The sequence below is a fragment of the Leuconostoc lactis genome, assembly GCF_007954625.1.
Lineage (GTDB): Bacteria > Bacillota > Bacilli > Lactobacillales > Lactobacillaceae > Leuconostoc > Leuconostoc lactis_A.
Genome location: NZ_CP042420.1, coordinates 1,092,816 through 1,106,994, shown reverse-complemented (window position 1 = coordinate 1,106,994; position 14,179 = coordinate 1,092,816). Strand labels below are relative to the sequence as shown.

The 14,179-nt window shown below is 44.0% G+C and carries 14 protein-coding genes and 1 riboswitch; of the genes, 4 read left to right on the top strand and 10 right to left on the bottom strand.

The annotated features are described in order from the left end of the window. Nucleotides 1-176: 176 nt before the first annotated feature. Nucleotides 177-273, bottom strand: a riboswitch (purine riboswitch). Nucleotides 274-334: 61 nt separating this feature from the next. From FGL80_RS05590 to leuS, 7 genes are all read right to left on the bottom strand, one after another. Next, nucleotides 335-1,531: a C40 family peptidase gene (locus FGL80_RS05590; RefSeq protein ID WP_055308086.1), complete on the bottom strand. Its 1,197-nt coding sequence runs from the start codon at nt 1,529-1,531 to the stop codon at nt 335-337. 123 nt (nt 1,532-1,654) lie between these two features. Beyond that, nucleotides 1,655-2,551, bottom strand: a complete 897-nt coding sequence (htpX, locus tag FGL80_RS05585) for a zinc metalloprotease HtpX (RefSeq protein ID WP_055308087.1) — start codon at nt 2,549-2,551, stop codon at nt 1,655-1,657. After that, a complete protein-coding gene (locus FGL80_RS05580) occupies nt 2,551-3,099 on the bottom strand; it encodes a LemA family protein (RefSeq protein WP_055308088.1) in 549 nt (182 codons plus the stop codon). Before FGL80_RS05580 ends, htpX begins: the two co-directional genes overlap by 1 nt. A gap of 58 nt (nt 3,100-3,157) precedes the next feature. Continuing rightward, nucleotides 3,158-4,075 carry a hypothetical protein gene (locus FGL80_RS05575; RefSeq protein ID WP_010001894.1) on the bottom strand — a complete coding sequence of 306 codons (918 nt, stop codon included), beginning with the start codon at nt 4,073-4,075 and terminating at the stop codon, nt 3,158-3,160. Nucleotides 4,076-4,081: 6 nt separating this feature from the next. Further along, a complete protein-coding gene (locus tag FGL80_RS05570) occupies nt 4,082-4,933 on the bottom strand; it encodes a hypothetical protein (protein WP_055308089.1) in 852 nt (283 codons plus the stop codon). 118 nt (nt 4,934-5,051) lie between these two features. Beyond that, nucleotides 5,052-7,055, bottom strand: a complete 2,004-nt coding sequence (locus tag FGL80_RS05565) for an oligosaccharide flippase family protein (protein WP_055308090.1) — start codon at nt 7,053-7,055, stop codon at nt 5,052-5,054. Nucleotides 7,056-7,125: 70 nt separating this feature from the next. After that, complete coding sequence (gene leuS, locus FGL80_RS05560; RefSeq protein WP_055308091.1) at nt 7,126-9,537, bottom strand: leucine--tRNA ligase; 2,412 nt, start codon at nt 9,535-9,537, stop codon at nt 7,126-7,128. A 344-nt stretch (nt 9,538-9,881) separates the two neighbouring features. Here leuS and FGL80_RS05555 point away from each other — a divergent pair, with 344 nt between their 5' ends. Genes FGL80_RS05555 through FGL80_RS05545 form a run of 3 tightly spaced genes read left to right on the top strand, consistent with a single transcriptional unit; the run spans nt 9,882 to nt 11,816 of the window. Beyond that, the gene (locus FGL80_RS05555) at nt 9,882-10,520 is read left to right on the top strand and encodes a phosphatase PAP2 family protein (RefSeq protein ID WP_147001845.1); all 639 of its coding nucleotides are present in this window, start codon (nt 9,882-9,884) and stop codon (nt 10,518-10,520) included. Next, nucleotides 10,501-11,022 carry a hypothetical protein gene (locus FGL80_RS05550; protein WP_055308093.1) on the top strand — a complete coding sequence of 174 codons (522 nt, stop codon included), beginning with the start codon at nt 10,501-10,503 and terminating at the stop codon, nt 11,020-11,022. The genes FGL80_RS05555 and FGL80_RS05550 overlap by 20 nt, the downstream gene beginning before the upstream one ends. An 11-nt stretch (nt 11,023-11,033) precedes the next feature. Continuing rightward, nucleotides 11,034-11,816, top strand: a complete 783-nt coding sequence (locus FGL80_RS05545; RefSeq protein WP_055308094.1) for a peptidylprolyl isomerase — start codon at nt 11,034-11,036, stop codon at nt 11,814-11,816. Between the two features lie 31 nt (nt 11,817-11,847). On the opposite strand, the gene FGL80_RS05540 is transcribed toward FGL80_RS05545, so the two are convergent. From FGL80_RS05540 to FGL80_RS05530, 3 genes are all read right to left on the bottom strand, one after another. Continuing rightward, on the bottom strand, nt 11,848-12,291 hold the full coding sequence (locus FGL80_RS05540; RefSeq protein ID WP_055308095.1) for a universal stress protein: 444 nt from the start codon (nt 12,289-12,291) through the stop codon (nt 11,848-11,850). A 111-nt stretch (nt 12,292-12,402) separates the two neighbouring features. Continuing rightward, the gene (gene rpiA / locus FGL80_RS05535) at nt 12,403-13,098 is read right to left on the bottom strand and encodes a ribose-5-phosphate isomerase RpiA (protein ID WP_055308096.1); all 696 of its coding nucleotides are present in this window, start codon (nt 13,096-13,098) and stop codon (nt 12,403-12,405) included. Nucleotides 13,099-13,147: 49 nt separating this feature from the next. Beyond that, nucleotides 13,148-13,882, bottom strand: coding sequence for an amino acid ABC transporter ATP-binding protein (locus tag FGL80_RS05530; protein WP_029509169.1), 735 nt, complete (start codon nt 13,880-13,882; stop codon nt 13,148-13,150). A 135-nt stretch (nt 13,883-14,017) separates the two neighbouring features. On the opposite strand from FGL80_RS05530, the gene FGL80_RS09050 reads away from it, so the two are divergent. Next, nucleotides 14,018-14,155: a hypothetical protein gene (locus FGL80_RS09050; protein WP_010003235.1), complete on the top strand. Its 138-nt coding sequence runs from the start codon at nt 14,018-14,020 to the stop codon at nt 14,153-14,155. Nucleotides 14,156-14,179 lie beyond the last annotated feature (24 nt).

Here is a 14,179-nt window from a genome sequence, read left to right as displayed (position 1 = left end):
ATAACAACAGTGCCATGATTATGACTGTGTGTTCACCATTTATTGTTTAGTTAGGCCTTTTTGTCAACACAATTGTTAACGGATCCGCCGATTATGAGATAACAAAATTCGATATTTGGATACAAAAAAAGCATTTGGGATACACAGATCCACAAATGCTTGGCCAGTATTAAAGATACGAGCTAACACTTGCGGATAGTCACGACTTTTGGGGCGTGGTAGAAACTGCTGGCCATTTTCCAGCGATATATCTGCAAATAAACGATTTAGTTATTGGTATTACTTTACAGGTTTTTATGAGAAAAATCAACCCTTTTAATCTTACGAAATATAGCTAAAATTGCCCGGCAAAACTTGGCATAAATGCAGATGAAATGGTTTCAACACGCACGGTTTCGCCTGGACCTGGTGCAGTCACATAGGCTTGCTTACCGATATAAATGGCCACATGGTAGCTAGCACCCGGCGTTCCCCAAAAGAGCAAATCACCTGGTTTGGCATCAGCCACTGCTTTCTTTTGAACGTAACCTTCTTGTGCCACCGAAGAATGTGGTAGCGTTTTACCAATCGCTTGCTGGAAAACATAGCGCACAAGGCCTGAACAATCCAAACCAGCCAAGTCGTCGCCACCCCAAGCATACGAAATGTTTTGTTGCGTCAACGATTGTGCTAACGCCACAACACTTGGCGTTGTCACTGGCGTTGCATTTGATACCGTTGGCGTGGTTGTTGGTAACGTCACGGGCTGTGCCGGCTTGGCATCAGTTACAACATTATCTGATGTATTGTCGACGTTCACATCAGATTGGTGATCATTTTCTGTGGGTTGGGTGACTGTTGATGACGTTGGTTGACGTAACTGATTACCTGATGACACCACCAAATTCACTGCATCACTGGCAGTTGTACCAGTTGTCAACGTTGCTGAATCAGTTACCGGACGCGTCACTGGTTCGGTCACGGTTGGTTGATTAGGTTGCACAAGTGGTGTTGATGCCGGTTGTTCGGGTGCTGGTTGTACTGTCACATCACTTGGGGTTGTTATCTCTATTGTCACGCTTGCAGACGTGCTGACTGTTGTTTGGTCAGCAGTAATGGTTGGTGCGACAGGTTGTGTATCGACAACTGATGGGGATGCGGTTGCCTGTGTGGTTGGGATCACCAACTGTTGGCCCACAGAAATCAGGTCAGAGCCCGGATTATTTGCCACCAGTTCTGCCACACTGACATCATGCGCTTTGGCGATGTCCCAGAGTGAATCGCCATATTGTACGCGATAAATTTCTGGTTTTGTCGTAACAACCGCTTGTGGTGTTGTCGGTGTCGACGCCACGACTTTACCCGTGGCAATTTTTAATGGTGCCGTCGCGGTCACACTCGTCTGTATAACTTTGCCTTGTCCAGATAGTGACACAACAGCCTGATTCACTGCCCGTTGGACTGTATCAGCGTGTGCCAAGCCAGTACCAAGACCGGCAACGCTCAGTAAGCCCAACCCGGATGCAACGATTTGTTTATCAATTCTTTCCATACCGAATCCCTTCTCTTTACAACAAATTTTAAACTTTCTTAATTATCTTTATTTTATCATAACAATTAGAATTTAGTGTACGCATTGACAACAAAAAAACATTGGCTAAATTAGCCAATGTTTTTACATTTTCTCTAAACGGGCAATCCGTTCTGCAATCGGTGGATGTGTATCAAAAAGATGTGCTTTCTTTTCTAATGGGTTATTAATATAGAGCGCCGCCGATGATGGATCGACATCTTGCATTGGTGGGGCACTGTCTAACTTACGTAACGCCGCAATCAATTCTTGCGGATTACGCGTTAACGCCACACTGCCCGCATCTGCCAAGTATTCACGGTTACGCGAAATGGCCATTTGAATGATTGCCGCAACTAACGGTGCAAACATCATGACCGCTAGTGACAAAACAAAAATAAGAATCTGCCCGCCACCACTATTATTGTCGCGATTATCCCGATCACGGCCGCTCGCGCCAGCGAAAAACCACCAATTACTGCCCAAGTTGGTCAGCATGGTAATCGCCGCTGTTAACGCTAACGCAATCGTTGCAATGCGAATATCATAGTTACGAATATGACTCATTTCATGTGCAATCACGCCTTCAAGTTCCTGACGATTCATTAACGCCAGCAGCCCCGTTGTCACGGCCACAGCAGCAGTTTTGGGGCTATTACCAGTGGCAAACGCATTCGGACTATCATCTTGAATAATAAACACGCGTGGCATTGGTACTTGTGCCACCATGGCCATGTCTTCAACCGTATGCCAAAGTTCTGGTGCTTGGTCAGCGCGTGTTACCTCAATGGCATGATTCATGGTCATCACCAAATTAGTTGAATTACTCACCATCAATAAACTATAAATGGCGCCAATGACCAAACCGCCAACGATTCCCGTTGTCAAAGAACCTAATAACAAGTAACCAACCGCAGCCCCAACAAGGCCAACTAAGATTAAAAAACCAAGTAAAAGGCCAACTGTCCGTCGTTTATTGGATTGTATCTGCTCATATAACATTAAAACTTAACCGTTGGCACTTCTTTCTCAGACTCAGGAACCGCAATAAATTCGCTGGGTTCAAAATGATGGATACCGGCAATAATATTGCTAGGAAAAGCTTGCAGTTTCGTGTTATAGCTTGCTGTTGTCGTGTTAAATAATTGCCGTGAGTAGGCAATTTTGTTTTCAGTATTTGTTAATTCTTCTTGCAATTTCGTAAAGTTTGCACTCGCCTTGAGGTCAGGATAAGCTTCAGCAACGGCAAACAAGTGTGTCAAGGCATTTGACAATTGATCAGACGCTGCCATTGTGGCTGCTGGGCCTTGCGCACTCGTCACATTTGTCCGCGCATCTGTGACGGCTTGCAACGTTGACTTTTCAAAATCAGCGTATCCTTTTACCGTATTGACTAAATTAGGAATTAAGTCATTTCGCCGTTTCAATTGCACATCAATTTGGCTCCAAGCCTCTTTGGTCTGCATGCGCGACTTAACCAAGCCGTTGTACACGCTAATCCACACAATGGCAACAACTGCAATGATGGCAACGCCAATCAGTAATGTCATATTGATCTCCTTTAAATACATCTGACAACAAAGTACTCGCAACACACGTCTAGCATTATCAATCGACAAACACTTCGCGTTTATCTTTTAACCCAACATAGGTCAGCTGTTCGGCGTACCAATAGTAAAAGAACGGCAATTGCTGTAGTAACGTGAAAATTGTGATGACCTTATCATGATCTATAATATCATAAGTCCATTGCGAATGGCCGTCATCTTGACGATGTTGGGTCAGTTTCAAGGCAATATCACCGATACTAATTTCCGCACCTGAAGTCTCCCCTTGCATTCGCTTGAGCACAAATTGTTGTTTAGCAGCTGTGACGAACAAACTATCTAAGACATAAGCGGGTAAATCTTTTTGCATCATGACCAAGGCCGTTTGTTGCGCTGCGTCAAGTCCCGGCATATCAACATCATAGCCAATATCCCCCAACTGCATCGCAATGGCCACCAAGCGTTTCTGGAACGTGGTTAGTGCCTCAATCCCGGCAAGTTGGATCGCCTCTGTTTGTACCAATTTGGCAAACTGCTGGGTATCCAAATACAACCGTTGCCGATTCATATCCCAGTAAAGGACACGCAAGTTTTGGGCCGTTTCTTCTAAATAATAACCGCCAGCAGCCAACGGTGCTTTCGTAAAGCGGAAAGTCGCATTCGGCCATTCGGAAAAATGCAACTCCGCCACTTTTTGCCCTTGGGGGAGCGCAATGGTTGTGTCTGAAAGCGAAGCCGCTTCTGATAATTTGGCAAAGGCCACAGTAACCCAGTGCGTGTTGGGAAACCAAAACGGATTGGCAATTCTCATCATCTCAGCTTGATGCATATCGAACGCCAGCATCTTTTGTAAAATATCTAATAATTCGGTTGGTTCTGTTGTTGTGCCCAATGCGTCGACAAGTACTTGCCAACGTTCAAATAACATGAGATCTTTTCTAAGTTGTGCACTATATTGGTTTGTTTCAAAATTATCCATACACACCTAGTCCTTACTAAATTGTGTCAAGTAAGCCACATAGCTATTAGCCAAAGCCGTCGTAAATGCCGGTACTGTTTCAAATTGGCTCAAAATAGCTTGCAGTTCAAGTTGGCGTAGCGCATCTTCTTTTTCCAAAGTGAGTAATTCTTCTTGTTGGGCAGCCAACTTCTTTTCCACTTCAGGCACTCTTTTTTGCGTCGCCAATAATAGTTCGCGCTTTTTTTCCAAGTTTTCACGAGTCGCTTTATCATTTCGGCCAAACAAACCAGATTTGTTGGCTTGCAACGCACTAATTTGATCGTCAAGCACCTGCAATTCTAGCCGTCGCTTGGTATCATCAGCCAAAAAGGCCTCTAGTCCCATGATAATTTGATTGACTTCTTGGATATGCGCCGCATTCAAACTATCCCCGTTGGCTAATTGCGCGGTTTGCGTCAATTCTGCCATCACTTTTTGGTCATAATCAATGGTAATCGTGAGCACATTTAAAACGCCCAGTTGCCGATGATGCCACCAGTCACCAAGATAAACCCGATACAATATGGGATTCTCGTCATCTTGTTCAAAGCGTAGAAAATCAAAAGTTGCCGTTAAGTAGGCCAATAATTCTGGCGCTAAAAAATGCGCAATGTCTTGCTGAATATCAGCGACTAAACTCGCCAGTTCGTGATTACTATCAGCATGCGCACGTTGTCGAATTTGTTCATTATATTTTTTTGAATCGAGCAATTCATAGACCAGTGGGACTTGATTTGTCGAAATTGCTTTCTGCAATTGGCCCAAATACAAAATTTTGTGATCTAATTGATTAATTAACTCTGGTTGCAAAACGGTTTGCGTGTCTTGATTTGTCATAACAGACCTCCTATCGCACAAAACTTATTTTTAGCATACACCAACCCTGCATTGAAAAACAGTCTATTAATAATTTTTTATCTACTTCATTTGGCGTCAAAAAAAAACGACGAGTAACTCATCGTTTTGGTTGTAATATAGCGGGGATCCGGTCCATGCGTGGCCCAAGAAGATCATCCCCAAATCCCATTTTAAGATAAATGATTGCGACAACAATGCCACCAATACCGGCACTTAAGAACGTTGTCAACGTGACAGACAATTTAGTATCCATTGGGAATACAAAGTTGCTCATCACAAACACGATACTGTAGGCTACCGCTGCCATCACTAAGGCACCCATGAATAATTGCCAAAGTTCTCTACCAAGAGACCCCAATGACACGCCATACGCCGCATTGAGATAATCTAACATAAAGGCAATCGCTACGGTCATCCCAATGACACTTGCAATTAACGCGCCCATGCCTTCAAAATAGCGAATCATCGGTACTTGCAAAACAATTTTGACTAACAAGCCGTAAACAAACGCCTTAATCACAATGGAAACTTCCGATAACGCTTGTAAAATAAACGCCAGTAACATAAACAAACTAAAGACAATGGCCAAAATTGTTGAATATTGTAGTAAGTAAATGCCCTCTTGATTTGATACATCAATTGGATAAAACATCTTATACAACGGTGAGGCAATCGCAAACATCCCCAAAGCACTTGGCAACATCACAATCGCAAACAGTTTAATGACCTGCTTAAGCTGTTGTTGAATATCGGCATGTGTCAAAGTTGCCTTACTACCCGACAACATTGGCAAAGCAGTTGCGGCAATACTTGTCGAAAACGGCACAATGATCATAATCAACTTATTCGGATTGGCACTAAACAAGGCAAAATCCGTCTGTAACTGTGCATTCGTCATGGCAAAAAAATGACTCATCACATTAAAATAAGTATATTGATCGACTAATTGGAACAGTGTAATGGCTGAACCAATAATAATAAACGGCCAAGATTCTTTTAAAATATCCAGGATTAATTTTAAAGTTGGTGTGTTGACGCGTGGCGCATCATGTGGCATTGGCTGCATCACAATGTTGTGATACTTAATCCAACCCCAACCGAGCACCAGCATACTAAACAGCGCACCAATGAAAGCCGCAAAGGTTGACTGCACCACAACGGCACTCCAGTTACCCGGCGTCGCCTTCAAAATAATCACCGCACTGACCAACATATAGATGATACGTGCAATCTGTTCAACAATTTGAGACAAAGCTGACACGCTCATCAGCTGGTAACCCTGAAAAATGCCGCGCAACATCGACATTAATGGGAAAATTGCTACGGCCGGTGCCAAAGAATGCAGCACTGGGATAAAGTTAGGATCTCCCATGGCTAACCAAGGGGTCAGCACATAGATCGTGGTCCCAAAGACCAATCCCAGAAATACCCCTAAAATCAAGGAGTGGCGCGTTAATTGTCGTGATTGATGCACATCACGTCGCGCATGATATTGCGCCACCAACTTTGAAATAGCAGCTGGGACACCAAACGTTGCAATCGCCAAGAAAACAGCATAAATATTGTAACCTTGACCAAACAAACCGTTAGCCCGGTTTGAATCAGCACCTAACAGCGCCATCCAGGGCACAATATAAACCGCCCCAAGAATACGAGAAATAATATTCCCTGCTGACAACCAAGCCGAGCCTTTGATCAGCGTCGCTTGCGCTTGATCTTGTGCTGACTTTGTGGCGTCTGGTTGCGGCGTTTTTGCTTTTTGGGGCGGCACAACCGTTTTGATGTCGCTCGCAAACGGATCAGCAGCTTGCGAAGACTGCAACTGTGGTTTCTTTTTCCGAATGTTTTGACGCGCTTGGTCATTCTGCGCTTGCATTGCCGCTAATTGTTCAGCAGCGCGTTGTGTCTGTACCTGAGGCTGCGGGTGTTCTGATTGTGGTTGACGAGCAACTGGACTATTATGGGGTTGCTTTTTTGCTTGGATGCGTTGACGGGCTCGGGCTAGAATTTCATCTGCACTTAATACCTGGCCGTCCACATTGATTTTATCAACATGCTTTCCTTGCATTTTTGAATCGCCTGGATGCTGTTCATCCGTCATGTGTGTACTCCTCTTGCATTATGTACGCTGGTAATGACTTACCAGCATCTTAAATCATTTAAGTCATCTTTTAGCCAACGACAATGTTGACAAATTTGCCTGGAATGGCGATGACCTTGCGGATCGTCTTATCCGCGATAAACTTTTGAACGTTATCATCTTCTTTAGCCGCAGCAATCATGCCATCTTGATCGATATCACGCGCCACTGTGGCCTTACCACGTACTTTACCGTTGACTTGGAAAATGATTTCAACCGTATCTTCAACAAGTTGTGCTGGATCATAAGTTGGCCAAGCCACATATGAAATAGAAGCTTCTTGTCCCAAACGGACCCAAAGTTCTTCTGATAGATGCGGTGCAAATGGTGCCAATAGTTGTACAAAGCCTGTCATGTAGTCCAGGAATAGGCTGTCGGCCTTATAAGCTTCATTGACAAACACCATCATTTGAGAAATTGCCGTGTTAAAGCGCATGTTTTCAAGATCTTCCGTGACCTTTTTGACCGTTTGATGATAAATCTTATCCAACTCACCGGAATTAACCGTCGTGACACGGTCACGTAGCTGACCTTCATCATCAATCAACAAGCGCCAAACGCGATCTAACCAACGACGTGAACCCGTAATGCCTTCTTCAGACCATGGCTTGCTTTGCGTCAATGGTCCCATGAACATTTCATACACTCGGAGGGTATCGGCACCAAATTCAGCCACGATATCATCCGGATTGACCACGTTACCCTTTGACTTAGACATCTTTTCATGGTTCTCACCAAGAATCATGCCTTGGTTGACCAGCTTTTGGAAGGGTTCCTTTGTTGGCACAACGCCAAGATCATACAAGAACTTGTGCCAGAAACGCGCGTACAATAAGTGTAACACAGCATGTTCGGCCCCGCCAACGTACAAGTCAACATTCATCCAATACTTTAATTTATCAGGATCGGCTAGTTGTTCCTTGTTGCGTGGATCAATATAACGCAAGAAATACCATGATGAACCAGCCCATTGTGGCATCGTATTGGTTTCACGACGGCCCTTCACACCATCTTCACGAGTTACTTCTAACCAATCTGTTAGGTTTGCCAGTGGTGATTCACCATTACCTGAAGGTCGTAGTTCAGTGGCACGTGGCAAAAGCAATGGTAATTCAGCTTCAGGCACAAGACTCTTCGTCCCGTCTTCCCAATGAATGACTGGGATTGGTTCACCCCAATAACGTTGCCGTGAGAAGACCCAGTCACGCAACCGGAAGTTTGTTTGTGCGTGTCCCGCTTGATGTGCTTCGAGCCAAGTAATCATTTCATCAATTGCTGTCGCCTTATCCAACCCATCCAAAAATTCTGAATTGATATGCACACCATCACCGGTATAAGGCGCTTCGGTAATATCGCCACCAGCAATCACCGGCTTAATATCTAGGCCGAACTTCTTGGCAAACTCATAATCACGCTCATCATGGGCTGGTACAGCCATGATAGCCCCCGTTCCATAAGAAGCCAAAACATAATCAGCAATCCAAATTGGTAATTGTTCGCTATTGACTGGATTAATGCCATAAGCGCCAGTGAAGACACCAGTCTTATCCTTGTTCAAATCCGTCCGTTCAAGGTCTGACTTCGCTGCGATTGACGCACGGTAATCGGCCACTGCTTGGGCTTGTTCGGCTGACACAATTTGATCAACCAACGGATGTTCAGGCGCCAACACCATATAACTTGCACCGAAAAGCGTGTCAGGCCGTGTCGTGTAGACTTCGATCTTGTCGTCAGTATTGGCAACGTCAAAGAAAACCGCTGCGCCCTTTGAACGACCAATCCAATTACGTTGTTGTTCTTTAATCGCTTCTGGCCAATCTAGATCTTCTAAATCGTCAACCAACCGATCAGCGTACGCTGTAATTTTTAAGACCCATTGACGCAAGGCTTTACGTTCAACAGGGTTGCCTGAACGTTCTGACTTACCATCAATGACTTCTTCATTGGCCAAAACAACACGGTCAATTGGATCCCAGTTGACCATCATGTTAGACTCGTAAGCCAAACCTTTTTCGTACAACTTTTCAAAAATCCATTGCGTCCACTTATAATATTCTGGATCTGTTGTGTTAATTTCACGATCCCAATCATAAGACAAGCCCAAAGCTTTGATTTGTTCACGGAAATGATCAATGTTTTCGCTGGTGAAGTCTGCTGGATTATGCCCAGTCTTCATCGCGTATTGTTCCGCAGGCAAACCAAACGCATCCCATCCCATTGGATGTAAGACATTATAACCATTGGCACGCTTAAAGCGACTCATAATATCGGTTGCCGTGTAACCTTCGGGGTGTCCCACGTGCAAGCCTTGGCCTGATGGATAAGGGAACATATCCATAGCATAATACTTAGGCTTGCTGGTATCATCTGTCGTCGCAAAAGTTTGGTGCTCATCCCAAAACTTTTGCCACTTTTGCTCGATTTGTTGATGTTCGTATGGCATGTTTGTTGATGTGATAGGCCTTTTACAGCCCCTCACGTTCCTCCTGAAAAATTTAATCACATTTAGGCTAAAAAATCGCCCTATGTCACACTAAAAAGTGTGACATAGGGCGATTTAACGCGGTACCACCTATGTTCACGTATTCCTACGCCTCAAAAGTCTTAACGCGACGCCACGTCAAAAGCTACTGTTAGTTCACTCTCAATTGCTTTAACCGAGTTCCACATGTTGCTTGGTAGACTTGCACCACCGTCTACTCTCTGAATGCCACGCGATGTGTACTAATGCTAAATATAATGCTCTAATTATATCACGTTTTCTGTAAATCAGGTATACTATATATTATGCTTAAGAAACAAAATTTTGACTTATTTTTAACTGTTTTTGCCGCCCTAACCTTTACGGTGTTACTCTTTGGTGTCCTAACTAAAGCCACCTGGTTAGCGCAATTGAATCGTGTTGGTCAGCTAGTAATTCAACAGCGATCACCGCAGTTAACTACCTTATTTATGACCGTGACACAATTAGGCAGTATTGCCCTCACCACCGGTTTGACCACGTTAATCGCCGTGATTTTAATCAGTCAACGGCAATGGCGTTGGGCCATTTTTATCGTGATTAACGTCGCCGTTTTTGCCGGACTGATTACCGCCCTGATTAAAAATTGGGTACAAAATCCGCGGCCCCAGCCACAACTTTTACCTGAGACAGGCTACAGCTTCCCTTCTGGTCACAGTATGGTGGCCATTTTACTCTACGGCACCCTGATTCTAATGGGACAACATTTTGTCCAAAAACGTTGGTGCCGTTATCTTATAATCACGATTTTAACGCTCATTATCTGCCTCATTCCAATTAGTCGTGTTTATCTTAATGTCCATTATCTCAGCGATGTCCTGGCCGGCCTATCACTCGGCTGGATATTACTCAGACTCTCTTATCACCTATTTTTTGGAGAACGGTATGCTACCAACAACACATAACTTAGTCCATCAATTAATCGAACAAACCGTGCATGTTGGCGACACAACCATTGATGGTACCACCGTCAACGGCATTAATACGCGCTTTCTGGCAACGCGTGTCGGCCCATCTGGTCGTGTCTTAAGTTATACGGCGACCAAAGATAATGCGAACGCAGCTGCCGCTTCACTTTTCATGAGTGGTTTGTCTGAACGCGTGACCTTACTAGGGAAAACAATTGATCGTCAGTTCATTACCGAATTAGGGCCACAATCTCAGGCACGCATTGCCATTTTTGATTATTCTCAAGCTGCACAAAATGCGGTGGATCGGCCAGTTGACTATCTGGACCAAATTGATCGTGTTTTGCCCCGCTTAACCCATGGCGGCCTCCTGATTGTGCTATTTAGTGAACCCCCCGCTGATTGGCAAGCTTATCAAAAAAGTCTCCTGAAAGCCGACTATCAGCAAGCGGCCTACCTCACGGAAGCCGCCCAAGCTTATCTCATTGAACGCATTTAAGGAGTTCAGACATGCACAAGAAAAAACAATATATTGGTGTTGCTGCAATGGTAGCCATCTTGGTAGCAATTATTATTGGTATTTTAGTCTTAACGACCAAAGACCAACAAACCGGGACGACTGCACAAAATGCCACCTCTCACACTAAAAAAGATCCTAATTTAGACAAAGTACCTTTGCCGCAACTTAGTGATACAGTCGCAGATAATGAAAGCGAAGTGCGTATCAGTACAACAATGGGCGATATCACCATTAAGCTGTTCAATCAATATGCACCACTCGCGGTTGAGAACTTCTTAACTCACGCCAAAGATGGTTACTATAACAACACCATTTTCCATCGTGTCATTAATGACTTCATGATTCAAGGTGGTGATCCTAAAGGCGATGGTTCTGGCGGCACATCAATTTGGCATGATAAGAACACAGCGATCGATAGTGGCAATGGCTTTAAAAACGAAACCAGTTCATCCTTTTATAATATTCGCGGTGCGTTATCAATGGCCAACGCTGGCCCGGATACGAATGGCTCACAATTCTTTATTAATCAAAATAAAAGCGATCAAACTAAAAAAATTGATCAAAACAACTATCCAGCCAAAATTGTAGACGCTTACAAACATGGTGGTAATCCATCACTTGATGGCAGTTATACCGTGTTTGGTCAAGTAATTGCCGGCATGGACGTTGTTGATAAAATTGCAGCCCAAAAAGTTAAATCCAGTGGTGAAGGGTCAACACCGGTTGATCCAGTTAAAATCACTGGTATCACAATCCTCAAAGAAGCCAAATAAAAAAGCACCTGCGGGTGCTTTTTTTGATCGCTTATTGTGTTAATTCGCTCGTTCTTAGGACTAAGACATCAACTGCGGCTGATTTCGTCACATATGATGGGACTGTCCCTGCCATTGCACGTTGCAAGCGGCTTAAGCCTGTTTCACCGACAACAATAAGATCATTATGATGATCTTTTGGAAAGTCATTGGCAATCACTTTTTTAGGAGACCCAAAACGCACGTGAATATCCACGTCGTCATGACCAATACTGTGGGCGTACACATAGGCTGCCTGAATAGCGGTTTCAGCATCTTGCTCCATTTGGTATACAATGTCTGCATTCATAACCATCGTGCCAAAGTAGCCACCACTTGTATCGACGACATTCAAAATATCTAAATGGGCGTTTGGCGCCATCTCATGCGCCCGTTTGATTAACAAATTAGCGACATTTGAGCTATCAATTGCAACTAAAATATTTTTATAGGCCATCTCACTTATGCTGTTGCATGAGGTCATGCAACATACTCCTTAACTTATGATCTTATAAGCCTATTATACCGCTTTCATCACCGAAATGTAAGCGCTTTACTTGTGTTGCATTTATTTCTGTAAATTTTGTCGTAACAAAAATGCTGGTCCATGTTCCTGACCAATAATGATTTCATCAGCGATATTCAAAAAGAGGCCATGTTCAACAACTCCCACGCGACCGTCTAGATATTTCCCGAGTTCTTCTGGTTGGTCAATAACCTCTAAATGTAAATCAACAATGTAGTGTCCCATATCCGTGACCACTGGTTCACCGTCTTTAAGCCGCAACACTGGATGCAGTTGCTGTTGCGCAAATTCCGCAACCAATTTACCATGCCCAAAGGGCACAATTTCAACCGGTAAAGGAAAACTACCTAATTGTTGATGCACCTTTTGTTGGTCGACAATCCAAACAATGCGCTTTGAGTTTTTAGCGACAATTTTTTCCATCAAAAAGGCCGCACCGCCACCCTTAATGCCATTCATGTGGACATCAACTTCATCGGCCCCATCCACCGTTAAATCAATTATGGGCGCATCATCAATGTCCACAATTGTAATACCTAATGCTTGGGCTTGCGCGGCTGTTTTAAAAGATGTTGTCACACCGATAATGTGCAGTTGTTCATCACGGATGCGTGCAGCCAACGCCTCTAAGAAGTAAGCCACAGTCGAACCTGTCCCCAAACCGACCGTCATCCCATCAGTAATTAGTTGCGCGGCTGTTTCGCCAGCCTGGCGTTTTTCGTCATTAATCGTTATCATATCCTCATGATAACAAAAAACACGGTGAAATATAACCGTGTCATGCAAATTATAAAACTTTCTGTAGGAAATCTTGAGCGCGCGCTGTCGTTGGTGCTGCAAAGAATTGTTCCGGTGTGGCCACTTCCTGTAAGCCACCATCCGCCATAAACCAAATGGTATCGGCCACTTCGCGGGCAAAGCCCATTTCGTGCGTCACAACCAACATGGTCATCCCATTTTCAGCAAGTTGGTTCATGACCTGGAGTACTTCACCGACCATTTCTGGATCTAACGCGCTCGTTGGTTCATCAAATAACATCACGTCAGGCGACATCGCCAGCGCCCGTGCAATCGCCACACGTTGCTTTTGTCCACCAGATAAACTAGCCGGATAGGCATCCTGTTTATCGGCTAAGCCAACTTGCGCCAATAATTTCTGGCCAAGTTCAGTAGCAGCCTGATCAGATAGCTTTTTCACTTGGACCGGTGCCAGCTTAATATTTTCTAAGACCGTCAAATTAGGAAATAGATTGAAGTTTTGGAAAACCATGCCCATTTTTTCACGTAATTGATCCAATGCTTTCTCGCTTAAATTGGTCAATTCGTTACCTTCAAAAATGACTTGGCCGCTCGTTGGCGCATCCAGTAAGTTAATCGCCCGTAAAAAGGTTGATTTACCAGCACCAGATGGGCCAAGAATGGCAATTACCTCACCCTGCTTGACCTGTGCATTCACGTGATCAAAAATCACCTTATCACCATATTGTTTTTTTAAATCAACGATTTTTAATAATTCAGTCATTGCCTTACTCCTTTGATCTCTAGCTTTAATTATACACACTCACAATAAATATGCATTTAATATACGAAAAAACTTTGAATATTTGTATATTTTTGCATATAAAGTGCGTTATACTATCAAGAACGGAGGTGAATTATGGCAAAAATTGTAACGCGTGAAGAACAGAACGTCAATCCATTGGATCAACTGATCTCATTACCGGATGAAACTGCAGATGATGCCCGTTCAGCTGCCTTGGGCCGCGCCCAAGCAGACGATCAAGCAGATAACTAACCCCGGGATAACTTATCGTTATCC

Bases quoted from the DNA above. Each gene is read 5' to 3' on its own strand.
- htpX (WP_055308087.1), bottom strand. From the start codon at position 2,551: ATGTTATATGAGCAGATACAATCCAATAAACGACGGACAGTTGGCCTT.
- FGL80_RS05545 (WP_055308094.1), top strand. From the start codon at position 11,034: ATGCACAAGAAAAAACAATATATTGGTGTTGCTGCAATGGTAGCCATC.
- FGL80_RS05530 (WP_029509169.1), bottom strand. From the start codon at position 13,882: ATGACTGAATTATTAAAAATCGTTGATTTAAAAAAACAATATGGTGAT.
- FGL80_RS05550 (WP_055308093.1), top strand. From the start codon at position 10,501: ATGCTACCAACAACACATAACTTAGTCCATCAATTAATCGAACAAACC.
- FGL80_RS05555 (WP_147001845.1), top strand. From the start codon at position 9,882: ATGCTTAAGAAACAAAATTTTGACTTATTTTTAACTGTTTTTGCCGCC.
- rpiA (WP_055308096.1), bottom strand. From the start codon at position 13,098: ATGATAACGATTAATGACGAAAAACGCCAGGCTGGCGAAACAGCCGCG.
- FGL80_RS05570 (WP_055308089.1), bottom strand. From the start codon at position 4,933: ATGACAAATCAAGACACGCAAACCGTTTTGCAACCAGAGTTAATTAAT.
- FGL80_RS05575 (WP_010001894.1), bottom strand. From the start codon at position 4,075: ATGGATAATTTTGAAACAAACCAATATAGTGCACAACTTAGAAAAGAT.
- leuS (WP_055308091.1), bottom strand. From the start codon at position 9,537: ATGCCATACGAACATCAACAAATCGAGCAAAAGTGGCAAAAGTTTTGG.
- FGL80_RS05565 (WP_055308090.1), bottom strand. From the start codon at position 7,055: ATGACGGATGAACAGCATCCAGGCGATTCAAAAATGCAAGGAAAGCAT.
- FGL80_RS09050 (WP_010003235.1), top strand. From the start codon at position 14,018: ATGGCAAAAATTGTAACGCGTGAAGAACAGAACGTCAATCCATTGGAT.
- FGL80_RS05540 (WP_055308095.1), bottom strand. From the start codon at position 12,291: ATGGCCTATAAAAATATTTTAGTTGCAATTGATAGCTCAAATGTCGCT.
- FGL80_RS05590 (WP_055308086.1), bottom strand. From the start codon at position 1,531: ATGGAAAGAATTGATAAACAAATCGTTGCATCCGGGTTGGGCTTACTG.
- FGL80_RS05580 (WP_055308088.1), bottom strand. From the start codon at position 3,099: ATGACATTACTGATTGGCGTTGCCATCATTGCAGTTGTTGCCATTGTG.